Source organism: candidate division KSB1 bacterium, from assembly GCA_034505495.1.
Classification (GTDB): domain Bacteria; phylum Zhuqueibacterota; class Zhuqueibacteria; order Residuimicrobiales; family Krinioviventaceae; genus Fontimicrobium_A.
The window spans coordinates 1-24,419 of the sequence record JAPDQV010000044.1; the positions used below are offsets into that span (position 1 = coordinate 1).

Below are 24,419 nucleotides of genomic sequence, written 5' to 3' on the forward strand. Positions count from 1 at the left end.
CGTTCGGGCAGATGATTTCGATATACTCATCATTGCCCAACGGAGAAGCCGCAGAGAGCTGTTCTACGGCCTGCACCAGGCGGAATAGATCGCGATGCGTATGGGCATAGACATAGGGGTTGGAGGAATCGGTGTCATATTGTCGATTCTGCTGAACGGCCTGCAGGCCGAGATGTAGAAGGGAAGAGGAAAAGAGAACCGCAAACGCGAGTTTCTGTCTTCCCATCAATCGGCTAAGAAGCGCATCGATGCCGATGGCAGCCAAAAGAATCCAGCCGTGCAGAAAGCCGAGCATGCTCCAGGGCGTCTTGTAGGGGATAAGCGAATAGATCGCCGTTAGCACCAATGTATAAAGACAGAGAAAAAGGTTAAAATTTTTCGATTCCCCAGGCTCTGTTTTCCAGGCAACGGTGCAGCCGACCAGACCGAGAACGATAATTGCCGCCTCGGTCCAAAGCGGTTTGCCGGGAGTATGATTCCACAGCAGCCATTTTAGATAGGTATACCATGGATAAACGTGCGCCGAGCCGTGACCGGCGCCGCGGGAAAAATAGACGGCATAAGTCATCACGGAATCAAAGATGCCGTGCGGATTTTTTCCGAATGAGGAAAAGAACAGCCCCGAAACCAGTAAAGCCGCCGTAAGCGCAACAAGGATAGCTTTGACCTCGAGCTTGGCACACGAAAATTTTGTCTTCTTTCCGACCGCCAGGAAGGCTACGGCCACGGCTGCAGCCGCCCAAGAGAGGATGCAGGTCTCTTTAGAAGCGTGCATGAGTCCCATGGAAAGCCCCAACGCTGCTCCCCAAAGTATTCCTCCTTGGGTGAGAAATTTCCAGAGCGCCAGGAGAAAGCAGGCGGTGAAAAAGACCAGGAGCATTTCCATGATGTAATAGCGGCTGTAAAAGACCATCGCCGGCGATACGGCGGTCAACAGCGCTGCCCAAAAAGCGGCGCCTTTGGGCAAGAGTCGGCGAAAAGCCAAGGGGATCGCCGTCAAGGCGAGGCCGAAGAAAAGCGGCACGATGCGAAGCGTGACCTCATCGAGTTCTGCGAAAGTCGATTGCCGCCGCAAGGCAGCCGGAATGAGCGTAAAATAGACGAGCGCCGGTCCGTGGTATTCGTGGGGATCGTAGCGATAGTCGCCTTTTTCCAGAAGCAGACCGAATTTGACGGCATGCACGGCCTCGTCGGTGTGCAGAGGCCGCTGCGCCAGGTGCGGCAGACGAAGGCCGGCAGCGGCGAGTAGGACGCAAACAAAAAGCGCCGCTCGGAGGCGGCGCAATGTAATGAAATTCAAAGACATGACTAGCACATCTCGGGCACTTATTTTGCCGGTTTGCCGTAGACCTCGAGCTCGATCCAATGATTGAGATCGTTGCTGGTGTTGCCGGCCGTATAAGCGCGCACATAACGGCCGATCGTTCCTTTGCAGTCGACCAGCTTGCCTTCATTGGTTTCGACATAATGCCAATCTTCACCCTTGCCGAAACCCAAAGAATTGTCGATGTCGTTGTTAAAGACGGTCACGACGTTCTTGGTGAAATCCGGATCGTCGGCAATCTGCACGACTACGTCATAATAGACGCGGGGCTGCTTGTGATAGTGCCACATTACGATCGCATAGATAGCGTGGCGCGCGCCCAAATCGACCTGCACCCATTGCTTAAAGGGTCCGAGCTCGACATAGGAGCCGTCGGCAGCCTCTTTGTCGCCGTCGGTGATCATTGACAGCTCGCCGATCACCGGCAGATCATCGGAAGAAGTGACCGGCTTGCCGAGAGCGACGTTCTTGGTGCCTTCCGGCGCGAGAAACGGCGGACGCGGTTTACCGGTGGGCTTTTCCAGCCTTTCCACTTTCATGGGTGTAGGCGTGCCGACGAACATCGGTTTGGGCAGCTCGATGTTTATCGGCACCAGCTTTTGATCCGCAGCCAAGGCGGCCGCCTGCGGCATCAACGGAATCAAACCGATCAGCAAAGCAGCAATACAAAACAGGGACGTAAATTTCATCTGCACGATCTCCTTACAAAAATTATTTGATTATAAAATAGCAAATTTTTCGCAATTTTACAATCTAAATGCCGACTGTTGAACCTTTTTCGTTTTATTTGGTTCCTTGGCGCAAAGCCTCTCAGCATGACTGCCAAGGCGCGCGCCGAAAACGGCTTTCCGCCTTTAAAGTCGATCAGGAATGGTTGTTACTGCAACAGATATTCGACGGCGCGCTTGATCCGTTCGTCCTGCGTATTTTCGCCGATTTTGCGAATGACGGCTTTGCGGGCTTCGGTTTTCTGTTCGCCGAGATGGCCGGCATTTTCGAGCACCGCCAATTCCGCTTCGGCCCTCAGCTGAGGATCGTCGAGATACTGCGCCGCCAAGTCAAATGCTTCGACGCTGTGCACTTTGGAAAGACCCGACATTGCCATCCTCTTTTCCTGCAGGTTGGATGCCAATTCCAAGGCCGTCTGATAGAACTTGGTCGTTTCGGCGGCGCTGCGCTCCGAAGGCAGGCCGATTTGGGTGATGAAACCGCGCAGCGCCAGGATGCGCAGACTTTCGTCTTTGAGCGTCTTGGCAGCATTCAAAAGATCATCGACCGCCGCCGGCGTCGGCCATTCGCTGAGCGCTAGAATTGCGGCACGTTGTTCAGCCGCGTCCTTGCTTTTCAGCGCCGCCTGCAGAATCGGCAGACCGTCCGGATCGCCGATGCGCCCCAGCACGAGCATCAGCGAGGCTTTGGCGGCCGGGGTGCCCGCCCGCTGCAGACCCAGAATCACTGCGTCGCCCTGTTTGTCCGTCTCCGGAATCCGTCTGGCCGTCGCCGTGACGGCACGCTCCGCCTCGCGACGATCGGCTTCCGCCGAGCAGAGGATCAGAGCATCGATTAACCGCGGCAGATCGTCCGGCTTGGCGACCTGTCCCAAAGCTTTGAATGCCGCCACGCGCACCCGCACGTCCGGTCTGCGGGTCAAGCGCAGCAAAGCGGCCGAAGCGTCCATGTTGCGCTCGCCGATCGCCTCAATCAAGGTCGTCAGCACGGCGCCTTCGGCACTCTCCAGCGCGGCTATGATCTGCTCATCGGTTCCGGGAGCTTTCAGCTTGGCCAAACTCTCTTTGGCGGCGGACTTGATCGGTTCCAGAGCTTCCGCTGCCAGCTTGGCCAAAAGGGCGACATCTTCGGCAGTGCCGACGCTCGACAAAGCCGCTACTGCAGCCGTATTGACCTCGGTCATCGGATCGTCAAGCTGGGCCAAGACGGCCTCGCGCACCACAGGGTCGCCCTTGATGCGGAACGCCGTCAACACCTGTACCTTGCTCAGTGAATCGAAATGGTTCAGCTCGGCGGCCACCGCCTTCAGGTCGATCGGGCGTTTGCATTGATGCAAAAGACTCGCCGCTACGGCTTTGAGCTCGGCCGGTTCGTTCTGCAGAACCTGCAGGAGCAGAGCCGTCGGGTCATTGACGGTGCGCACCAGTCCGGTCAACGCCGCGCACCGCAATGGAACGGCCTCTTTGGGGTCAAAAAGGCGACGATAGGCAGCCTCGGCCTGCGCCGTCATTCCTGCAGCCAGGAGGTGATCGGCGGCGCGCAGGTAGGCATCGGCAACGGCTGAGCGAGCCGCCGAGGTGTTCAATGCTTTGGCCAGCAGTTCAGAAGCAGCCGGAGTGCCGATCTTGCCGAGTGCCGCCCCAGCAGCGGCAACCACCTGCGGATCTTTGCTTCTCAGCAGTTTGCCCAGCTGTTTTTCCGCACCGGCGGTTCGCCTTTCGCCGATGCTGTTGATGACGCCGATCTGAACCAAGCCCTTGGTTTTACCGACCGCCTTGAGCAGCGCTTGGTCGACGGCCTGGCCGGGAATGCGTTCCAGCGCGTATCGGGCAATGTCCGCGGTTTTGGGATCGTAAAGCATCCTGCTCAGAGTCGGTACCGAGGCCTCGGTGCCCATAATGCTCAGTTCTTTGCACAGGTACTGTTTAGCGGCAAAGGTAGTCTTGGGATCGGCCAGCACCTTCAGCATGGCGCTTTCGTAGGCGGCGAGCTTGGCCGCATCGCCGGAGGCTTGCCGCAACATGTCGGACAATTCGCTCAAAGTTTCGCGACTGTCACCGTAATTGTATGCGGCCACTTTTGACAATGTCTGTTGAAAATCAGCGCCAAGGCCGATGGTTGTCAAAAACAGTAAAATTAGAAGGTTACGCAACATTTTCATCTCCTTTTATCGTACAGTCCTAAAGTTGCCAGGGCGAACGCATGGGACGCGCCAGCAGGCGATTGATGTCCGGGTCATCGCTGGTCTCTTTGACCGGGTCCCAGCGGATCGGCTTGCGGGTCAGCATGGCAATGTTCAGCAAATGGCAGATGGTTGCCGTGCGATGGCCGATTTCGGCATGTGCAACGGGCAACCGCCGCGTTTTGACGCAGTCCAGAAAGTTACGATGATGACCGGGACTGCGCTCGGTGTGAATCTCTGCAGCGCTGATGTTCTGCCGGAGGATATCGGGATGCGACGCCTCGAGCCTGCCGCCGTGTATATGGATAAAGATCCAGCCGTCGCTGCCTACCAGCTTGAGGCCGCGATTGCCGGTACTGGTGCCGATGATCTTGACGCCGTCCGCATACGTGCATTCAAAGGCGTATTCGATGAAACAATCAAAAAGTTTGCTTTCGACCTGTTTGCCTTCGGCGCGCAGTTCTACCGGCCCGGAATCGTCACTTTCGTGGATAAACTGCGCCAAGTCGATGATATGGGCGCCGCGGTCAGTCATTTCGCCGCCGCCGGTGTCCAGGATGAATCGCCACCAAAAATGCGTGCGCTTGAGGGTATAGGGTGCCGCCGGTGCCGGCCCCAGCCAAAAGTCATAGTGAAAGCCCTTGGGTACGGGCATTTCCGGATGATCGCCGCGATCCTGCCGTAGTTCCATATGATGCGGATCGCTGTTCGGCATGTTGACGTGTATTTCCCGAAGCTTGCCGATGCGGCCGTTTTTGACCAGCTCCCAGGCAAACCGCACCGAGTCGTTGGAGCGTTCATGGCTGCCGGTCTGCAGCACGCGGCCGTACCGCTTGACCGCGTCGACGACCGCCCGCCCTTCCGCTATCGAATTGACGAGCGGCTTTTCGCAATAGATGTCCTTGCCCGCTTCGGCGGCGGCGATGGAAATAAGACCATGCCAATGATCCGGCGTGCAGATCGTCACCGCATCGATGTCGGGTCGCGCCAAAAGTTCACGATAATCGATATACTGAGCAAAGCGGTCCTCCGAAACCGTACGGCCGAGATCGGCATAGGTCTGCACCGCTTTCTCGACCGCCTGGCGAAGACCGTTGACCGCCTGAGTTTGTTGGCCGCGCACGATGCTGCCGTCGATTCCTTCGTCCACATCGCACAGGGCGACTATCTCGGTGTCCGGTTGGCTGATAAAGGCGCGCATGTTGTAGGTTCCCTGGCCGCCCAGGCCGATGCAGCCCATCACGATGCGGTCGCTCGGCGGAACATGCCCCTCGCGGCCCAAGACCGACGACGGTACGATCAACGGCGCCGCCACTGCCGCCAGACTGCCGCGCAAAAACTCTCTCCGCTTCATGAGCCTCACCTTTTGGTTGATGGTCCAAGTCGGACGCTCGGCGCATCGTCCGCCTGCAGATCGCCGAGCGCATATTGAATGCCCGCCAAAATATGCCGCAGAACCTGCGGATGCCAATAAATGTCGGCGTTGTGGCCGAGACTGGTATAAAAAACCCTGCCCTTGCCGTATGGCCGAATCCAGCTGATCGCAAAATCACGATCCGCCCACCGCTCGGGCAAAAAGCGGCGCTGGGGATTCATGTCGGTTTTATCCGTATCGATGGACAACAGCACGCGCAGCAGATCGCGCGAGTAGGGTTGACGAAATTGAAAGACCTCGTCCTGAATCGGAAAGGGGCTTTGCGGAAACATGCTCGTCAGCGGATGATTCGTCTCCTCGACGCGCAGCCAGATCGTTTCATCCGGCTTCCACGGATGCCCGCCGTCTTCATAGGCGCCTAGCATCTGACCGAAGGCGGGGAACTGCCAATATTCCGGCCACTGGACGAACGTCGCCGCCGCCGCGTGAATGCCGACAAAGCCGCCGCCGCGCGAGACAAAGTCGAGCAGGTTCATGCGCAGCGTGGGATCGTTGCAGAGTACGCCGGCCGTGTTCAAAAAGCAGATGCCGTCGAATTCGCGCAACGCTTCGGCGCGGAACATGAGGGTGTCGTTGCTGAAAACGACCTGAAAAGCGCCGGTGCGCTCCATGAGCTGCAGGGCGTAATTGCCGCATTCGGTCGAACGGTGACCGGCGGAGGGTTTGCTGTCGCGCAGGTTGAGGTTCATGACCAGCAAGCGACGCGGCTTTTGCGGAGCCGCAAAAGCTTCTTTCGGCACCGCCGCTTCGATTTTGGCTTTTTCCTCCGGCGTTATTTCGGCAACCGCCCATTGCGAAAGAACGACCAGGAAAAGGGCAATGATCAAAAACAGGGACAGCAGATGCTTTTCAAGTTTCATCGGCGTTTCTCCTAAAACAGTCAAAGCTGCCAGGGACTGCGCATGGCGCGGCTCATGAGCCGATTCGCTTCGGGATCGTCTACAAACCGTTCGCTTTGATTGTCCCAACAAACCTTGCGTCCTAAAACCATCGCGATGTGCGCCTGATGGCAGGCAATGTCACTGTAGAAAGCAGCGTCGATGGGGCTGATCGGCGCCGTCAGGCCGCGGATTGCATCGAGAAAGTTGCGGTGATGGTTGCGGCTTTCCGGAAGCCGCTCTTCATCCGGCTTTAGCTTTTCCGTTAAAAGGGATTTGGGACGGGCATCCATAAAGCCGCGGCCGACATAGATCCAGCCTTCGGTGCCTTCAAAGAGAATGGCCATCCAAAAGAGGCCGAACTGCCAGGCGGTCTTTTTGGCGGTGTGCATGTCCATGTGCCGCAGCTCGAGGCCGTTGGCGTAATAGTGCGTGACGTCAAAATGTCGGGCGGTATCGAACAGGCCGTCCGTGGGAAAGTAGCCGCTGCCTTCGGCGGAGACGGGCGCTGCATGGTCCGAGCGGTTGACCCATTGCACGATGTCGACCGAATGGATGCCCCAGGCGCCGCTGACGCAGCCCAGCGAATAATCGGAAATCAGCGTCCATTGGCGGGTACAGCGTTCGTAGGAATAGGGGGCATAAGGTGCCGGGCCGAGCCAGAAATCATAGTCGAAACCTTCGGGCACCGGTTGTTCTTTGGGACGCGGAATTTGTTCATAGGAAGCGGAGCCGATCTTGACGCGCAGCAGCTCGCCGATGCGGCCGTTGCGAATCAGCTCCACAGCGCGGCGGAACTCTTGATCCGATCGCTGCTGCGTGCCGAACTGAAAGACGACGCCGCTCTTTTTCACCGCATCGCGTACCGCCTGGCTCTCGCGGATCGTGCGGCTCAGCGGCTTTTCATAGTACATGTGCTTGCCCTGCCGCGCCGCTTCGATGCCGATGAGCGCATGCCAATGGTCCGGTGTGGCGATCATTACGGCGTCGATGTCCGGCTGCGCCAAAAGCTCGCGATAGTCGTGATATTCGCGGCAGTCGCTGTTTCCATAGTGTTCGTCGACCGTCTTTTTGGCGCGTTGCCGGTGTTCGCGCCGAACGTCGCAGACCGCAACGAGGCGGACGTCCGGCTGGCCGAGAAAGGAGCGCACGTGCCCGCTGCCCATGCTGCCGACGCCGATGCAGCCCAGAGTGATTTGATCGCTCGGCGCTGCATTGTCTCTGCCGAGCACGCGACTCGAAACGATCATCGGTGCGGTCAAACCGGCCGCGACCGCAAAACCGCTTTTAATGAACTCTCTGCGCTTCATTTGCGACCCCACGTTTTAACTGCGGGTCAGAATTTCGCCCGCCGCGGAATCTTGGGCTTGTCGTTCTAAAGGCTCCACGGCGCACGATAGGGGCGACTCAACATGCGCGAGGCCGTTTCATCGCCGATTATTTCCTCTGTTTGCGGATTGAAATGAATTTTTCGTCCCAACAGCATGGCGATTTGTCCCAAGTGACCGGGCGTGGCGGCGCGATGGGCCGTTTCGGCCGGAGTCAACGTCTCCTGCCGCGATTTGACGCAGTCCAAAAAGTTTCGAAAATGTCCGGGCGAACGATAGAGATGCACTTCTTCCGGTCCGAATTGTTCGCGCAGAAGCGAAGCGGGCTGCGTTTTGATGACGCCGCCGCGGCTGACATAAACCCAGCCCAAATCGCCGATCCACTTGGTGCCGAAAGCAATTTCCGGATATCCGCCAGCCAGAATAATTTCCACCCCCTCGGCATATTTGCAGACGATGCGGTAGCGGGTGGCCGTATTGCGAAAGCCGTCCTTGGGATATTCGCCTACGCCCTCGACTTCGATCGGCCCGCTGCGGTCGAGATTCAATCCCCAATGGGCTATGTCGTTGTGATGTCCCACCCAATCCATGAGCTGACCGCCGCCGTAATCGAGATGCCAGCGCCAGTTTTTGTGCACGCGCTCCACGGCATAGGGTGCGTAGGGAGCCGGACCGAGCCAGAACTCATAGTCGAGTTCCGGCGGCGGCGGTTCGAGTTTTTGCCTGCCGAAGGTTCCGGCAAAGTCGGTGTGTCCGCCCGGCAGACCCACCTCTACGGTGTGCACGCGACCGATGCGGCCGTTGCGCACCAGCTCGCAGGCAAAGCGGAAATTGGCCTCGGAGCGCTGCCAGGAACCGGTCTGCCAAATGCGGCCGTTCCGCTCGACCGCTTCGACGATGGCGCGTCCTTCTTTGAGATTGTGCGAAAGCGGCTTTTCGCCATAGATGTCTTTACCGGCTTTGGCCGCCGCTACGGCGATGAGCGCGTGCCAGTGGTCGGGCAGCGCCAGCATGACCGCATCGATATCCGGCCGCGCCAACAGCTCGCGAAAGTCGTGATAAGCGCGGCAGTCGTGATTGCCGTAGGCGCGGTTGACGAGCGCCTGGGCATTCGCCAAATGCTTTTTATCAACATCGCAGACCGCCACCACCCGACAGTCCTTCTGTTCCAGGAACTCTTCCATGTTGGAAGTTCCTTGCCAACCGACGCCGATGCAGCCGATGGTGATCCTATCGCTGGGCGCCGGCATGCCCTCTCTTCCCAAGACGGCTGCAGGCAAAATGTAAGGCGCCGCCGCTGCGCGGAGACCGATGCCGAGAAATTCTCTTCGGTTCAAAATGCTGTCCTCATCTTAAACGGATGAAACGCCGACGGCTTTTAAATGGCGATTACGCCGTCTTAAATCCTATAGGGGCTTCGTTGGGCGCGGCTGCAGAGGCGGTTCGCCTCGTCGTCGTCGATAAAGCGCTCGTTGACCGGATCCCAGCGCAGCGTCCTGCCCAACTGCTCGGCCAAATTGCCGAGATGGCAGACGATCACCGAGCCTGCGCCGACTGCAACATCGCAGATCGGCAGATGCCGTTTCCGGACGGCTGAAATAAAATCGCCGATGTGATCTTTGCTCTCATAAAGGTGAATTTCGCTCGGCTTGAGGGTGACCGACTGCAGCGATTGCGGTTCGGTGCGTAGATAGCCGCGGTTCACCTGTACGGCGCCGTGCGTGCCTTCGAAACGGATGAAATTGTCCTCAAAGTCGGCCGTCATTTCGATGCCGTCGTCGTAACGATAGGTCAGGTAGCCGTTGTCGCTGAGCTTGGCCGGAATGATCTCCACAGGCCCGCTGCCGTCGCGGCCCAAGCCCCATTGCGCGATGTCAAAGTGATGCGCACCCCAATCGGTCATGCCGCCGCCCGAATAGGGTCGGTAGTTTCGCCACGCCGGAAACCCGTCAAAGGTGATCGGCGGGGCCAATATGGCGTTGAACGGCCGCTCCGGCGCCTGTCCCTGCCAACGGTCCCAATCGAGCACCTCGGGCACCGGCTCTGCCGGCAGGTCGCATTCGATGGGATGAGGCAAAAAGCCGGTGGCAATGGAAACGCGTACCCTTTTCACCTCGCCGATATAGCCGTTGCGCACCAGCTCGCAGGCAAAACGAAAATGATCCGAGGAGCGCTGTTGACTGCCGGTCTGCAGAATTCTGCCGGTGCGCCGCGCTTCGTCACGCATCAGCCGCGCCTCGGCAATGGTGAGACTCAGAGGCTTTTCGCAATAGACGTCTTTGCCGTTACGCATGGCAAGGACCGACGGCAGGGCATGCCAGTGATCGGGCGTGGCGATGACAACGGCATCGATGTCGTCCGCTTCGACGATTTCGCGAAAATCGATCGTCTCCCGACAGCCCTTATAGGTTCGCTTGAATTTATTGCTATAATATTCCTCAACGCGGCGTTTGGCCTCGGCCAGTTTTTCGCGATCGACGTCGCATACGGCCACGACCCGCACCTCATCGCGGCGCAAAAAGCCGCCCAAGAGTCCGCCGCCCTGCTTGCCGACGCCGATCACGCCCACTTGAATGGCGCCCAGGGCCGTCCGTTTGCCGGTGTTTGCCCAAAGAGCGCTGGGCAGAATCAAAGGCGCCGCCGCCAAGCCCAACCTGCTGAAAAATTCTCGTCTGTCCATAGTTTTGTCGTTGATCATTCACGCCACCCTTTTGTTGATACGAAATCGTTTAAATATAGTCCTTCAACCTGCTCAAAGCAATTGAAAAAGTTGAATATGACACTGTTTTACAGCAGAAGGCGAAATTACAAAAGCAACGAATCTGACGATCCGGGTAATGCAGGCGAAAAGCAAAACGCCCCTCAGATCGACGACTTTGGCCTGAGGGGCGCTGTAAAAGGGGGCAGAAAAATAACTATTTATCGTCTGCGTAATAACGGCCGATGCGTTCAATAATGGCTTTACGAACCTGCAACGGATCGATGAGTCCCATGTGCCGGAAAAGGATCTCGCCGCCCGGCGCAATTAACATCGTGTAGGGCAGAGCGCCGCTCCACTGCGGATCGACCGCCTCGATCAGTCGGTAAGCATCGACCTGGGCATGATAGTTGCGCACCGCCGCCTGTTTCTGCTTGAGAAACTCTCTGACTTTGTCCGTGAGCTGCGGCTTGTCGGCGCTCAGCGTCACCAACTCTACTTTGCGGTTGCGGTAACTGCGATGAATCGCAACCAGCTCCGGAAATTCCACGACGCATGGCCCGCACCAGGTCGCCCACACGTTGAGCAGAACCAGATTTTGCGTCGGATTCTTGACCAGCTCGCGGATACCCGCCTCGTCGATCGGCGCAACGTCGACCGGCTGCGCCGCCCACTCTTGATTCAGCTTGGCCACCCAGGCCGCCTTTTCCCGCCACTTGATCGAACAGCCGAAAACCTTGGTTTGCTCCACCGGAACCGGCCTGCCGGCCAAAAGCGCTTCGACGGCATTTTCCGCGTCCTTTGACTGCGCCGGGATGTACGGATTTTCCGTGTCGTCGATGCGGCCTTGATAGCGCAGCCGCCGCTCCTTATCGAAAATAAAGACGTGCGGCGTCGCCTGCGGCCCATAGGCCCGCGCCGCTTTCTGCTCGTCGCCGTCATAGAGGTAGGGGAACGGCAGCTTGAGCTCCTGCGCCCGCTTTTTCATGTCTTCGAACGAATCGCCGAGATCCGTATAGCCCATCTCTTCCAATGCCAACGCCTGCGGCGCGTTGGACGAAACGGCGACGAAATCGACCTGCGGATATTTTTTCGCCAATTGAATGAGCTTCTGCTCATAAGCCTGCGCCGTCGGACAATGGTTGGCGGTAAAGACGATCACCAGCACATCCGCCTTGAAATTCTTCAGCGTATAGGTTTTGCCGTCCACGCCGCGCAGTTTAAAATCCGGCGCTTTGGCGCCGACGGCCAAAGGCTGGACCTCGTCGGCAGCTAGTATTGAAGATGCCAAAAGCAAAACCATCAGAATCCTCATAAACTTGCTCCTATTCATTGACCAGAGTTGAAATCGACTCGCCCAAAAGGTTGATCGGCTCGCTCAGAGCAACCGACCCGATGCGAAAACAGTTTTCATACGCCGAAGTACGGTACATGGTGAAGGATTGCGGAAGCCCCTCGCCCATTAGGCGGATCTTTTTAATGGGTTTGCCGCGATTGATGAGCACGATCGCCCACCGGTCGGTCGCCGGATCTTGAAAAGAGACGATCAACACATCCTCGTCGAAACTGCTCGACTGCCGCTGCACCATGCCGGGACGAATGAATTTATAGTACTGTTTCGAAACGTTGTAGCGCGCCGTCTTGATGTCGCGGCCCAAAATGAGACCGTAAGGAAAAGCGGCAGGATTGTTTTCCGGTACGCTGAGCGACCAGTGCAGCCAGGCGGAAATTCGGCCGTAATAGAGGGCAAAGTGAATGGACTGCGCCATCTTGAGGGCGCCCTGCCAATCGTTGCTGTAACCCGAGGTCTCGGTCATCCACAGCGGAATGCCGTAAGGAGCCCCGGCCTCGTACAGCTCACGCCATTGATTCGCCTGGTAGCCTTGGCCGGTCTTGCCGTCGAGCGCATAGCCGTGCACGGCATTGGCGCCGATGTACTTGCGCGCCGCCGCATTGTTCATGCCTGCTTTCACAAAAGACATGACGCGCGCGTGATAGCCGAGATCTTCGGGCGTAAAGATCTTGGTCGTAAGGCCTTCGCGCTCCATCCGCTCGCCGACGACGGCGATCAGGTTGGCAAGCTTTTCGGGGCTGTAGACGCACGAGTCGTACGGCTCCTCAAAGGCGGGTTCGTTCTGCAGGCTGATTGCATAGACCTCGATCCCCACCACGCGCTTCATCAGCAAAAGATAGGCGCAGATGAATTCGGCAAACTCTTGGAACATGTCGTCGCGCAAGGCACAGTCCGTCGAGTAGGGATCGGGCGCATCTTCACGTTTTCCGGCCGTCTGGCCGCTCTTTTTCATCCAGCCCGGCGGGCTCCATACCGAGGAGATGATCTTGACGTCGCCGCGTGCGGTCATGGCTTTCAAATAATCGATGCGCCGGCTGAGCGATTCGTCGCCTCCGGCTTGAATGGAAAAGCCTTCCCAATTGAAATGATGCGGATCCTGATCGTCATTGACCGCCTCCAAAGACGGCGGTACATTGGTGCGCAGCAGGGTCAGCCCCAAATCGTTCAACAGCAGGTCGACGAACTCGGGACTGTTGTACCAATTGGCAAAACCGCCGTAACCCCCGAACCCCTCGATCGTCTGATAGCCAACCCGACGATTAACGGCTGCCAGGGTCTTTAACTCCGGCAGGGTCAAATTCTTTTCCACTTCGTTCAGCTTGTCGTCGATTAGGAACCCTTCATCGACTGTATGGATCAGAGCTTCCTTTTGCACCACGATCGTGAATATCTGTTGCACGGCCGACTTGGCCAAGGCCGTCGGCAGGCTGACAGCGGCATGTCCGCCGTCGGCCAGTACCATCTTGATCGTTTCCCGACCCTCTTGAGCCATCAATCGGCAAAAGTAAATGCCTGCCGGCGCGCCGGCGCCGTCCCAATGAAACAGATGCCTTCCCGCCGGCAAAGTGCCATGGAACAACTCGGCAACCTGCTCGCCGCGGACGTTATATACGGCCAAGGAGATTCGTTCCTCTTTGGCTAAATCCACTGGTATAATCGTCGAGGGATTGAAAGGATTGGGATAATTCGGCAGCAGCCGATAATCCGTCAAGCCGGACATTGAGCGCCGCACCGCGCTGGGCGCCAAGTTCAATGTGAGCCGATAGCGCCCCGACTTGTCGGTGACGGCGGCGGCCGTGTCGCCGGCGGTCTGGGCGATAAAGTAAACGCTTGCCGACGTTACGGGCGCGCCCGACTCGTCGCTCACCACACCGTACACCTGAACCTCTGCATGCAGGGTGAAAACGCTGAACATGAGAGGCAGGATGCAAAGGCATTGCTTCATATAATCTTTCCTCCATTTTGGAAATTTGTAATTACAGAAAGCGCGGTTCCCGTTTTCAATCAAGTTGTGCATCAGCCGATCCTTAGGTATAAAAGATAACGCTAACGTTTAAGTCTTTCGCGACTTTCTGACGCGCTTACGGCCTTACTAGGGCTATTTCTTTATGATAAACAAATTCTCTTTGCCCAACAATTCCTCTCTGCTGGTCGAGGAAGCCCAATAGACCTGCAGCAGCTCGTCGCCGCCTGCTTCGAAAAACTCGAGGCGGAAGGGATGGTAGCCGGCGGCCAAACCGATCTGCCCGGAGCGGCGACGCGGCGGATGGCGGCCGTCGTTGTCCACCACCGGCTGCCCGGCAATATAGAGCCTGCTGCCGTCGTCGGATAACAGGGAAAAAGTATAAATGTCGCTTTTCGGCACTAACAGATACCCCTCGAAAACGAGCGCATAGGCGTCGACCTGTTCGGCGTAGGAAAGGTCGATCGCTTCCGCCGTACCGACGGTTTGCGGCTTGAGGTCGTTGAAATCCGGCAGATTTTCCCACAATCCGAGGTAAAACTGATAGGTCAGGCCGCGCCTGGGCGTTTTGAGCTGTCGCGCCGGAATGGGAGTCACCTTGCGGAACAGGCGCGCGGCCGGTTGACTTTTGCGCCCGTCGGCGCCGTAGGCAACGGCGCGGAGCAAAGTACTGTCCTTCTGTATGACGATCGGAGCCTCGTAGCGCGGCGAAGAGGCGTCCGGCTCCGAACCGTCAAGCGTATAATGGATGTCGCTGAAGCGGGGATGGCGCAGCTGCACAACGGCCTGCTGCAGGAAAAGATTGCCGTTGTAAAGCAACTCGACCGGCTCAGCCGGAAAGACCAGGCCGATCTGACGCAGGCGCACGGCCAGGTAAGGTTTGGCCGGCAGCTGCAGCTCAAAGGCGCCGCGGAAACGACCGAGCGGCTCGATCGTCATGTTCCAGGTGTCGATGAGATCCGCTTCGTATTCCCGCAACGGCGAGAGATCGAACTGCTTACGCTCCGGTTTGGCGTCGCCGAAATAATAGAGGAAAAATTCCTCGCCTGCTGCAGCCGCATCAGCGGCAATCTTCCGCCACCCCCACCGCGGGGCATTTTCGAGCAGCTGACGGAGAAACGCAAGGCGCGCCGGACTCTCGCCCTGCAAGGTCCCGCCTTTGTTCCACCAGATCCATTCATTGCGCGGATCTTTGATGGTTTCGCCGTGGGTGTAAAAGGCACCGTCGAGCGCCGCAACCCAAAACCGGCGGACGATTTCCTGCGCCGAATACCGTCCCCAGCTGGGGATTAAATTGCCCTCATAGGCCTGTTCGTCGATCAGCACCGGCTTTTTGATTCGCTCCACAAACGCGGGCAGCTCTTCCCAGGAAAGCCCCTGCACCGAGCAGTGGCTGATCCACGGTTTCGTATAGTCGTACAGCTGCCGACGATTATGAATCGTGCGCGGGTGCCGATAGGGGTCTTTTTCATAAAGGATTTCGAAAAAACGATCCCAGTCCTCCTCGGTTTTGCGGTCCATGGCATCGTATTCCGCGGCCACGGTCCACCAAATGTTGCGGAAAGCGGCTAACCGCGCCACAACGTAGCGGAGATAAAAGTCGTCGGTGGCCTTGTCCATTTCGGCATAGCCCCAGCGGTCCCAGGGGTGAAAGAGAATGAGGTCCGCCTCCACGCCGAGATTGGCCAAATGCGTGATTCGCTGCTCCAGTTGTTGAAAAAAGCGCGGACTAAAGCGGGAAAATTCGTTTCGCCCTTTTCGGCTGCGCGGAAAGGGGTAGAGGGTCGGTTCGTTGGTGGTGTAGAGATAATGCATGGGAAAAAGGGTCATCCGCAGCCGGTTGAAGGAGCTCGATGCCAATGAGGTGAGCGTGGCCTCCTGCTTGTCCTGCGGCTGATGCACCCAGGCAAAGGCGGTGGTGCCCATAGGATAGTACGGCGTGCCGTCGGCATAAGCGAAAGCGCCCGTCTCGTTGACGCGCACCGGCCCGTGGTTTCCCGGCGAGGCCGGGTAACAGAGAAAGGTGCCGCGCTGTCCCTCCATCAGCGGCGAGTTGCTGTGCGTAACAAAACGGTACTCGCCGACCCGCTCGGGCATGAAGCGGATTTTATAGATTCCGGCGCCGTCGTAAAAGCCGTCGACGCGCGTCGAGTCCTGATAGTAATAAAAGACCGCCTCCAGTTGTACATCGCGAAAGGGGTTGCCTTTTTTCGGCCCTTCAAGGGTGATTTCGAGAACCGTCCATCGCTCGACGTAAACAGGCGATTGCTTTTGCCAGGGCGTTATCAGGGAGCTCGATTCCCAAATCTTTTGCGTCCAACCGGCCGATGCGCCGAGCAGGAACATGGCCGCCGTCCATAGCTTTATGCTGCTCACCTCAAAACCCTCCGTTGCCGACCGCTACAGTATACGCATACCCCTGTCCATTTTCAAGCGGGAAAAATCGAAAAACACGGTCAAAGGTCCAAGGTCGAAAGTCGAAGGTCGTTGGGAAAATTCCGAAAACCGACTTTGCTTGATTTTTAGTTTTGCGATTAACTATATTGCAACAATAATTCCTAAAAACAAAGGGACAAGGTTATGACACGACTTATTACCGTCATCACGCTTCTGCTTGCGGCCGTTTTGTCGGCCGAAGAGGGGATGTGGCTGCTGACCCAACTTCTCGAACTGCAGCTGGAATCCAAAGGCCTGCAAATTACCGCCGAGGACATCTACAGTCCCGACAAACCTTCGATCGTCAACGCCATCGTCTGGCTGGGCGGCTGCAGTGCTTCGTTCGTTTCACCTGAGGGTCTGCTCGTAACCAATCATCACTGCGCCTTCGGCGCCCTGCAGCGCGCGTCGACAAAGGACGCCGACTATATCACCAACGGCTTTCTAGCCCGCACGCGCGAAGAAGAGATGGAGGCGCGCGGCGTTTATGCCTATGTCCTGCAGGAAATGCGCGACGTCACCGATGAGGTGCTGGCCGCGGCCAAGGGAGTCAAAGACCCCGTGCAGAAGGACCGCAAAATCAGCGCGAAAATCACCCAGATGACCGACCAGATCGAGGGCGACCGCGATGACCTCTATGCCCTCATCGGCACCATGTTCGAAGGCAGGCAGTACATCCTGTTCGTCTACAAGAAATATCAGGATGTGCGCCTGGTTTACGCGCCGCCGGCGGCGGTCGGCAACTATGGCGGCGATATCGACAACTGGATGTGGCCGCGGCATACCGGCGATTTTACCTTTCTGCGCGTTTATCAGGGACCCGACGGCAGCGGCGCCAAGTACAGTCCGGCCAACGTGCCGCTCAAGCCCAAGAACTATCTGCGCATCGCTTCGCAACCGATCCGCGAAGGCGACTTTACCTTCATTCTCGGCTTTCCGGGCCGCACCACCCGCTGGCGAACCTCCCACTCGGTGAAATGGAACCTCGAATACGCCTATCCCTCCAGCATCGAAAACTATCAGGAGCTGATTCAGCTCATGAACGACCTCACCAAGGACTCGCCCGAAGGCCGTATCCGCGTTGCCAACCTGGACAAGAGCTTTAACAATGTGATGAAAAACTATCAGGGCAATGTGGAGGGCATGCGGCGCACCCGTTTCGTCGAAAAGAAAAAAGCCTTCGAAGCCGAGCTAAAGGCCTTTTTAGCCGCCGATCCCAAACTGGAAAAGCAGTACGGCGGCGTGCTGCCGCAAATCGAAGCCCTTTATGCTAAACTGGCTGAGACGCGCGAAAAGGACGATGTGTTGAGCTTGTTCAGCATGCAGGCGGGCACCCTGCCGGGCATTGCGCGGCAGGTCTATGTAACGGTCCGTGAGCGCGAAAAACCGAAGGATAAGCGGGATCCCGATTTTTCAGAAAAAGACGTCAAAGACACGGTCGATCGTCTGCATCTGCGCTACTACAATTATTGGGAACCTGTAGATAAAGCCATGCTCAAGCGGGCGTTGGACAAGGCGCGCAATCTTCCCGCTTCCCAACGTCTTGCCGTCCTGGATCAGCTATTTCCGGATGAGGCGGCCGCGCAGGCTTTTGTCGACCGCGCCTATGCCGAAACCAAGCTGAAGGATGTCGAGTTTGCCAAGTCGCTGTTCTCTAAGAGCTCCAAAGAGCTCGAGGCCTTGGGAGATCCGCTAATCGATTTGATGAAGGCGCTCTATCCCGCTTTCGACGATCTCAAGGAACGTAATCGCGTCTTTAACGCGCAGATCAAGGAACTGCGCAAAGCCTATCTGGAGGCCGTCTCCATTTGGAAAAAAGGCCTGATCTACCCCGACGCCAACAGCACGATGCGCTTTACCTACGGCTATGTAAAAGGCTATCGACCGGCTGATGCTGTTCAGTACCTGCCCTTTACAACGTTGAGCGGCGTGATCGCCAAGCACACGGGCGCGGAGCCTTTCGATGCGCCGGAAAAGCTGCGGCAGCTCTATGAGCAAAAGGATTTCGGCCGCTGGTACGATGCGCAGCTCGGGGACGTGCCGGTGAATTTTCTGCATGAATGCGACATTACCGGCGGCAACAGCGGCAGCGCCGTTATGAACGCCCGCGGCGAGCTGATCGGCCTGGCCTTCGACGGCAACTATGAGGCGCTGACCAGCGATTGGCAGTACGATGAAAAACTGCAGCGGACGATCTCGGTCGATATCCGCTACGTGCTTTTTATCGTCGAAAAGTTTGCCGGCGCAACCTGGCTGCTCAAAGAGATGGACATCCAATAAAGAGGTCTCTTCGGCCGGACATGACGCTGACGCCGACCCGATACCTATTGCGCAGTCTGGTGCACTATCGCCGCACCCACCTGGGTCTCTTTTTGGGCGCGGCGCTGTGTACCGCCGTCCTCACCGGCGCCCTTGTCATCGGCGATTCGGTGCGCTTCAGCCTGCATCGTCTGGCGGAGGAGCGTCTGGGCCGCGCCGAACAGGTGATGCACACCGGCGAACGTTTTTTCCGCGCCGAGCTGGCTGAGGATCTGCGCCGGAGCGGCTTTGTTGCCGCGGCGCTGCTGCGGGTGCGCGGCGCCGCCGTTAACCCGGCGGCCGAACGCCGCGCCAACGACGTCCAAGTGCTGGGCGTCGACGGAAGGTTCGCCGAACTGTTTCCCGACAGTCCGGCGGCGACGCTGCAGCCGGGCGAGGTCGCCGTCAACCGGCGCCTGGCCGCCAGGCTGGGCGTTGCGCCCGGCGACGAGCTGCTGCTGCGCTGCGAAAAGCCGCAGGCCCTGCCGCGCGACGCTCCCTTTGCCGCGCTCGAAAACCTGCAGGTCGCCGGTCGATACCGTATTCGCGCTGTGCTTTCGCCTCAGCAGGGCGGCCGCTTCCATCTGCAGACCCATCAGATCGAACCGTTTACCGTATTCGTCAACCGCGACGCGCTCGCAGACGAGCTCGAATTGGGCGGACGCGCCAACCTGCTTCTGAGCCGCGGCGGCAACGCCGAGACGCTGCAGCGGTCGCTTGCCGATGCCTGGCAGATCGAGGACGCGTCGCTCTATCTCGTTCCCGTGGCGCCGCAGACCCTCGAACTTCGCTCGCAGCGCGTTTTTCTCGAGCCGGTCATTCTCAGAGCCGTCGATTCCCTGCCGATTCTGCACCAGCCGGTGTTTACCTATTTGGTCAATGAAATCCGTCTGCGCGATCGGGCGACGCCCTACTCTTTCGTTTCGGCGATCGAACCGGCGCCGTTTGAGCTGAGCGACGACGAGATCGTTCTCAACCGCTGGGCCGCCGAGGACCTCGCGGCGCGCGTCGGCGATACACTGTCGGTAAGCTATTTCGTCCTCGGCGCCGGAAGAAAGCTGACCGAGCAAAGCCGCACGTTTCGCCTCAAAGCCGTCGTGCCGCTCGCCGGCCGCTTTGCCGATCCTACGCTCATGCCGGACCTGCCCGGCCTGTCCGGCCGCGAAAACTGCCGCGACTGGGACGCCGGTTTCCCCATCGACCTGAAGAAAATCCGCGACAAGGACGAAGCCTATTGGGACGCCTACCGCGGCACGCCGAAGGCATTCGTCTCCATGGCCTTTGCGTGCCGAAGCTGGAGCAACCGCTTCGGCGAGCTGACCGGCGTGCGCTTTGTCGGCGTCGACCCCGATTCGCTGCGCCGCACTCTGCTCGCCGCACTGACGCCCGCTGAGATCGGACTCGTGCCGCAGCCGGTGCATAGAGCCGAGGCCGCCGATCCGTCCGTCAGCTTTTCCCAGCTCTTTCTCGGCCTGTCTTTTTTCCTCATCGTCGCCGCGCTTTTGCTCACGGCGCTGCTCTTTTCCTTCGAGGCGCAGCGCCGCCTGAACGAAACCGGCCTGCTGCTCTCGCTCGGCTTTCCTTGGCGCCGCATCCGACGGATGCTGTTGGCCGAAGCCGCAGTCGTCGCTGCTGCCGGCGCTTTCTTCGGTATTCTGCCCGGACTGCTGTATCATCACCTCATTCTGCTGGCGCTGAAAACGGTTTGGCGCGATGTGGTGGTCGGCGCCGAAATACAGGCTTATCTGCGCCTGGGAACCTTGGCGATCGCCTTTTTGGCCGGTTGGGCCGTGTCCCTGCTGGGGCTGCTCGTCGTGCTGCGGCGATCGTCCAACCTCAGCGCCGCCGAACTCTATCGCGGCCTCGCGCGCCTGCCGAGGCTCCGGACAGCCGATTACCATAGCCGCCGCGCCGCCCTGGCGCTAGGTCTCGCCGGCGCCGCCGTCGCCCTCTTTTTCGGCCGCAACAAGCCCCAGGATTTTTTGACCTTTTTTCTCGCCGGCGTGTCCCTGATGATCGCTTTAATGGCTGCCGTCGACAGCTTTATTCTGCATTACGCCCGGCGGCCGATGCGTTCCGGTCTGGAAGCCGCAGGACGACGCAACATCGCCCTTAACCGCCGTCGCAGCCTGACGGTCATCGGCATCACCGCCGCCGGCGTCTTTTTGACCCTTACCGTCGGCGCGCACCGCTTGTCGCCGCCGCACAATGCCGAAGACCCTGCTTCCGGCACCGGCGGCTTTGCCTTTTGGGGCCAAAGCAGCCTGCCGATTCTTTTTGACCTCAACGACCGCGAGGAACGCGAAAAACTGGGACTGTCCGCCGAATTCTCGGTTTTGCCCCTGCGCCTGCAGGAAGGCGACGACGCCTCCTGTTTGAACCTGCACCGTGTCAGTCGGCCGCCGCTGCTCGGAGTCGACCCGATCAAGCTGCACGAGCGACAAGCCTTCTCCTTTGCCCAGCTCGCTACCGGCGTTCCTGCCGAAGCGCCGTGGACGGCGCTGCAGGCCTCGGGCGAGGAAGCGGTCATTCCGGCCGTCGCCGACCAGACCGTCATCATTTGGGGACTCGGCAAACAGGTCGGCGATACCCTGCACTATGTCGACGAGTACGGCCGGCCGTTCGCCGTGCGCCTTGTCGGCGGACTGCAGAATTCCATCTTTCAAGGCAATCTGCTCATTGATGAACAAGCCTTCGTCCGCCGCTTTCCCTCGACGTCCGGCTATCGGGTGCTGCTCATCGATGCGCCTCAGGCGAACCGCACGCAACTCGAACAACAGTTAACCTGGGCGCTGGAGGATTACGGCTTTGAGGCAGTCGCGACACGCGAACGGCTGGCTGCGTTCAATGCGGTGACCAACACTTACCTATCGATTTTCATGGTCCTCGGCGGCCTGGGCCTTATGATCGGCGCGTTGGGACTCGGCGTGCTCGTCCATCGCCGCGTCATGGAGCAGCGCGGCGAGCTGGCGCTGCTGCGCGCGCTCGGCTTTCAACGGCCGGCGATTCGCCGCATGCTCTTTGCCGAGCATGCAGCCCTGCTGCTTGCCGGCGTATTTTGCGGCGCAACCGCAGCGCTGACCGCCTCGGCGCCCAACCTGCTGCGCGGCGAGGCTTTGCCGCCGACGCTTTGGGCGCTGATCGTGCTCATCCCGTCCGTCGGCGCCGCCGCCCTGCACCGCACCGCCGATTCGGCCCTGCGCCAGGACCTTTTACCGGCATTACGCCATGAATAATCTCTATGATGTTGAACCATACTCGGTAGGAGGAACTATGACGTTTCATCAACTCATCCATTATCGCTACAGCGTTCGCGCTTTTCGGCCGGATCCGGTCGAGCCGATGAAGCTGGAGAGGGTTGTCGAAGCCTTTTGCATCGCACCGACGGCCGCCAACCGCCAGCCGTTCCGCCTGTACGTCATCGAAACCGCCAAGCATCGCGAGACGCTCAAGCGTCTCTATGGCCGCGAATGGTTCGTGCAGGCGCCGTACGTCCTTGGCGTCGTTGCCGTGCCCGAGGAAGCCTGGACGCGCCGCGACGGCGTCAACTATGCGGAGGTAGATGCGACCATCGCCTTCGATCACCTCATCCTGCAGGCGGCGGAGCTGGGCCTGGGTACCTGCTGGGTCGCCGCGTTCGACCCGCAGGTCGCCCGCGAGCTGCTCGGCTATCCGCCGACCTGGCAGCCGGTCGCGTTTACGCCGCTCGGCTACCCCGCGGACGCTCCGAAACCGAAAATCCGTCGACCGCAGGAAGAATTGGTCGTGTATGTATAAAAATCGTCACACGGCGGCGCTCAAGGCCTGCCGCTCACTTTGCCATCCGCTAAAGGTGATCTATGAACAAACCTCTTTTGCTTTTCCTCCTATCGGCCGCGGCCTGGGCTCAAGGGCCGTACCTCAGCCTGTCGGCCGGATTTGCCCTGCCGACCGGCGACTTTGCCGGCCAACGTCAAAAAGCCGACGTCGGCTTTGCCAAGATCGGCTTTACCGGCGGCGCCGAATTCGACCTGATGACCGGCCTCGACGGCCTGGCGTGGTCCAGCGCGCTCTTTTATCTCGCCAACGACTATGAGAGCAATACCTTCACCCAAGGCTTGGAAATGGACCTCTACGAATCCGGCGCCTACGGAACGATCAGCGCCATGACCGGCTTGAAATGGTACAAGCCGCTCGGCGAAAGCGCGACCCTCTTCCTTTTGAGCCGCATCGGTCTGGCTTCCGTCAAGGGACCGTTCCTCAGCGGCATTCCGACGGCTTCGACCTCGTACGAAATCGTCGAATTCCAAATGAACCGCAGCAACGGCTTTGCCTACGCCTTCGGGCTGGGCATGGTCTTTAACCAGCGCACCTATCTCGGACTGCAGTGGCTCAACGCCGGCCGCGCCGGTTTCAGCAAAACCGTGTCCTACACCCTCGGCAACAACCGCCGAACCGCCCAAGTCGGATGGGAAACCCCGGTCAATCTGCTCCTCGTCACCGTCGGCTACAGCATCGATTTCAGCGAGTGAGTGAATCTTTTGCGACCAAACTGCGTATGAGTCGAGGCCGTCGCAGTCAGGCGACTTTTCCTATCCTGCCGTATGGCTCGGCAAAGGCCGAAAAACGAGGCGCCCTGAAGGAAAGGGACAAAAAACAAGGAGGTCATTATGTTGAAACGGCTCGTGCTGCTGTTGATCATCGCTGCGCCGCTTTTTGCGCTCATCGCTCAAGAAGCCGAAATCACGCTTTCACCGGTCGAAATCAAGCCGCAGGCTCCGTTTCGCTATGCGGCGCTGATCATGAAGGGCGACTATGCACAGCACGGCGACGCCTTTCAGCGGCTCTATCAGCTGGCGGCTTCACAAAACATGGGATATGACATCAAGATTTTCGGCATTTATTTTGACGATCCGAGCAGCACACCGGTCGATCAGCTCAACTGGCTGCTGGGGTTCCCGCTCGAAGAGGGTCAACATGCGGCGGAACCGCTGGAGGAGCGCACCTACGACTATCCGCTGGTCGCCGCAATCACCTATACCGGCCCGCTGACGGACCAAATGGGGCAGGCCTATGAAAAGCTGATCGGCACGGTGATGAGCAGCGGCTATCGCATCGTCGGCCCCATCATGCAGCGCTATGTGACCCTGCCGACGCAGAACGCCAAAGGCGAGTGGTGCGGCACGGTCGAGGCGGTGATGCCGGTAGAAAAATAAAGCGGCCGCCGGCCGGCTTGGCCGAAGCGGACGGCGCCGGCGTTCGTGCCTGCGTCTCGTTCAGACTGTCGGCAGGTATCGAGGCGGCGGAAACCGAGATCGGCAGGGGACTCTGAATGGCTTCGGTGCAGACGATTGTTTCGCCTCATGACCCGCGCCTGCTGCCCTACCGCGATCTCAAAGACAAGGCTTTGGCGGCGCGCGAGGGGCTGTTTGCCGTCGAAGGCGAGCTGCCGGTACGCCGTCTGCTCGCCTCGCCCCTCTCGGTCCATTCGCTGCTCATGACGCCGCAGCGCTTCGCCTCCGGCGAGTGGCCGACGGATCGCTGCCCGATCTACCTGGCCGAGGCGGAGATCATTGCCCAAGTCGTCGGCTTTGATTTTCATCGCGGCGTGTCGGCGTTGGCCTTTCGGCCGCCGCTGCAGCCGCTCGATGAGCTGCAGCCCGAATCGGCGCCGCACCTGCTCGTGCTGCCGGAAATCAACGATCCGACCAACCTCGGCGGCCTGCTGCGCACCGCCGCTGCTTTCGGCTGGAATGTCATTCTCCTCGGCCCCTCCTGCACCAATCCCTATTGCCGGCGCACCGTCCGCACCTCC

18 protein-coding genes are annotated in these 24,419 nt (G+C 58.9%); 7 read left to right on the forward strand and 11 right to left on the reverse strand.

Going from position 1 to position 24,419, the window contains the following annotated elements; all coding sequences use genetic code 11:
• From ONB24_13525 to ONB24_13575, 11 genes are all read right to left on the reverse strand, one after another.
• The coding region (locus ONB24_13525; protein ID MDZ7317132.1) for a TIGR03663 family protein at positions 1-1,306 on the reverse strand (1,306 nt) is incomplete at its 3' end.
• 20 nt (positions 1,307-1,326) lie between these two features.
• Complete coding sequence (locus ONB24_13530) at positions 1,327-2,013, reverse strand: discoidin domain-containing protein (GenBank protein MDZ7317133.1); 687 nt, start codon at positions 2,011-2,013, stop codon at positions 1,327-1,329.
• 188 nt (positions 2,014-2,201) lie between these two features.
• Positions 2,202-4,208 carry a HEAT repeat domain-containing protein gene (locus ONB24_13535; GenBank protein ID MDZ7317134.1) on the reverse strand — a complete coding sequence of 669 codons (2,007 nt, stop codon included), beginning with the start codon at positions 4,206-4,208 and terminating at the stop codon, positions 2,202-2,204.
• A 25-nt stretch (positions 4,209-4,233) separates the two neighbouring features.
• The gene (locus tag ONB24_13540) at positions 4,234-5,589 is read right to left on the reverse strand and encodes a Gfo/Idh/MocA family oxidoreductase (GenBank protein MDZ7317135.1); all 1,356 of its coding nucleotides are present in this window, start codon (positions 5,587-5,589) and stop codon (positions 4,234-4,236) included.
• Positions 5,590-5,594: 5 nt separating this feature from the next.
• A complete protein-coding gene (locus tag ONB24_13545; GenBank protein ID MDZ7317136.1) occupies positions 5,595-6,530 on the reverse strand; it encodes a ThuA domain-containing protein in 936 nt (311 codons plus the stop codon).
• A 20-nt stretch (positions 6,531-6,550) separates the two neighbouring features.
• Positions 6,551-7,858 carry a Gfo/Idh/MocA family oxidoreductase gene (locus ONB24_13550; protein ID MDZ7317137.1) on the reverse strand — a complete coding sequence of 436 codons (1,308 nt, stop codon included), beginning with the start codon at positions 7,856-7,858 and terminating at the stop codon, positions 6,551-6,553.
• 65 nt (positions 7,859-7,923) lie between these two features.
• On the reverse strand, positions 7,924-9,213 hold the full coding sequence (locus tag ONB24_13555) for a Gfo/Idh/MocA family oxidoreductase (protein ID MDZ7317138.1): 1,290 nt from the start codon (positions 9,211-9,213) through the stop codon (positions 7,924-7,926).
• Between the two features lie 62 nt (positions 9,214-9,275).
• Entirely contained in the window at positions 9,276-10,556 is a 1,281-nt protein-coding gene (locus ONB24_13560; GenBank protein MDZ7317139.1) for a Gfo/Idh/MocA family oxidoreductase, read from the reverse strand.
• A gap of 235 nt (positions 10,557-10,791) precedes the next feature.
• Entirely contained in the window at positions 10,792-11,889 is a 1,098-nt protein-coding gene (locus ONB24_13565; GenBank protein ID MDZ7317140.1) for a redoxin domain-containing protein, read from the reverse strand.
• A gap of 10 nt (positions 11,890-11,899) precedes the next feature.
• Positions 11,900-13,873 carry a T9SS type A sorting domain-containing protein gene (locus tag ONB24_13570; protein ID MDZ7317141.1) on the reverse strand — a complete coding sequence of 658 codons (1,974 nt, stop codon included), beginning with the start codon at positions 13,871-13,873 and terminating at the stop codon, positions 11,900-11,902.
• Between the two features lie 153 nt (positions 13,874-14,026).
• Complete coding sequence (locus ONB24_13575) at positions 14,027-16,267, reverse strand: DUF5060 domain-containing protein (GenBank protein ID MDZ7317142.1); 2,241 nt, start codon at positions 16,265-16,267, stop codon at positions 14,027-14,029.
• A gap of 204 nt (positions 16,268-16,471) precedes the next feature.
• Here ONB24_13575 and ONB24_13580 point away from each other — a divergent pair, with 204 nt between their 5' ends.
• The 7 genes from ONB24_13580 to ONB24_13610 all read left to right on the forward strand — a co-directional run.
• Positions 16,472-18,607 (forward strand): S46 family peptidase, encoded by a 2,136-nt coding sequence (locus ONB24_13580; protein MDZ7317143.1) that lies wholly within the window; start codon positions 16,472-16,474, stop codon positions 18,605-18,607.
• Positions 18,608-18,627: 20 nt separating this feature from the next.
• Positions 18,628-21,861 (forward strand): ABC transporter permease, encoded by a 3,234-nt coding sequence (locus ONB24_13585; GenBank protein MDZ7317144.1) that lies wholly within the window; start codon positions 18,628-18,630, stop codon positions 21,859-21,861.
• Positions 21,862-21,898: 37 nt separating this feature from the next.
• Positions 21,899-22,402 (forward strand): nitroreductase family protein, encoded by a 504-nt coding sequence (locus ONB24_13590; GenBank protein ID MDZ7317145.1) that lies wholly within the window; start codon positions 21,899-21,901, stop codon positions 22,400-22,402.
• 62 nt (positions 22,403-22,464) lie between these two features.
• Entirely contained in the window at positions 22,465-23,136 is a 672-nt protein-coding gene (locus ONB24_13595; GenBank protein ID MDZ7317146.1) for a hypothetical protein, read from the forward strand.
• A gap of 138 nt (positions 23,137-23,274) precedes the next feature.
• Positions 23,275-23,820, forward strand: a complete 546-nt coding sequence (locus ONB24_13600; GenBank protein MDZ7317147.1) for a GyrI-like domain-containing protein — start codon at positions 23,275-23,277, stop codon at positions 23,818-23,820.
• On the forward strand, positions 23,781-23,936 hold the full coding sequence (locus ONB24_13605; protein MDZ7317148.1) for a hypothetical protein: 156 nt from the start codon (positions 23,781-23,783) through the stop codon (positions 23,934-23,936). Before ONB24_13600 ends, ONB24_13605 begins: the two co-directional genes overlap by 40 nt.
• On the forward strand, positions 23,937-24,419 hold a 483-nt coding region (locus ONB24_13610), incomplete at its 3' end, for an RNA methyltransferase (protein MDZ7317149.1). It abuts the gene before it with no gap.

What these genes read in the sequence shown, in the direction of transcription:
- ONB24_13530 (MDZ7317133.1), bottom strand. Translation starts at nt 2,013, where the DNA reads ATGAAATTTACGTCCCTGTTTTGTATTGCTGCTTTGCTGATCGGTTTG.
- ONB24_13590 (MDZ7317145.1), top strand. Translation starts at nt 21,899, where the DNA reads ATGACGTTTCATCAACTCATCCATTATCGCTACAGCGTTCGCGCTTTT.
- ONB24_13540 (MDZ7317135.1), bottom strand. Translation starts at nt 5,589, where the DNA reads ATGAAGCGGAGAGAGTTTTTGCGCGGCAGTCTGGCGGCAGTGGCGGCG.
- ONB24_13570 (MDZ7317141.1), bottom strand. Translation starts at nt 13,873, where the DNA reads ATGAAGCAATGCCTTTGCATCCTGCCTCTCATGTTCAGCGTTTTCACC.
- ONB24_13580 (MDZ7317143.1), top strand. Translation starts at nt 16,472, where the DNA reads ATGACACGACTTATTACCGTCATCACGCTTCTGCTTGCGGCCGTTTTG.
- ONB24_13565 (MDZ7317140.1), bottom strand. Translation starts at nt 11,889, where the DNA reads ATGAGGATTCTGATGGTTTTGCTTTTGGCATCTTCAATACTAGCTGCC.
- ONB24_13560 (MDZ7317139.1), bottom strand. Translation starts at nt 10,556, where the DNA reads ATGGACAGACGAGAATTTTTCAGCAGGTTGGGCTTGGCGGCGGCGCCT.
- ONB24_13535 (MDZ7317134.1), bottom strand. Translation starts at nt 4,208, where the DNA reads ATGTTGCGTAACCTTCTAATTTTACTGTTTTTGACAACCATCGGCCTT.
- ONB24_13545 (MDZ7317136.1), bottom strand. Translation starts at nt 6,530, where the DNA reads ATGAAACTTGAAAAGCATCTGCTGTCCCTGTTTTTGATCATTGCCCTT.
- ONB24_13595 (MDZ7317146.1), top strand. Translation starts at nt 22,465, where the DNA reads ATGAACAAACCTCTTTTGCTTTTCCTCCTATCGGCCGCGGCCTGGGCT.
- ONB24_13585 (MDZ7317144.1), top strand. Translation starts at nt 18,628, where the DNA reads ATGACGCTGACGCCGACCCGATACCTATTGCGCAGTCTGGTGCACTAT.
- ONB24_13550 (MDZ7317137.1), bottom strand. Translation starts at nt 7,858, where the DNA reads ATGAAGCGCAGAGAGTTCATTAAAAGCGGTTTTGCGGTCGCGGCCGGT.
- ONB24_13600 (MDZ7317147.1), top strand. Translation starts at nt 23,275, where the DNA reads ATGTTGAAACGGCTCGTGCTGCTGTTGATCATCGCTGCGCCGCTTTTT.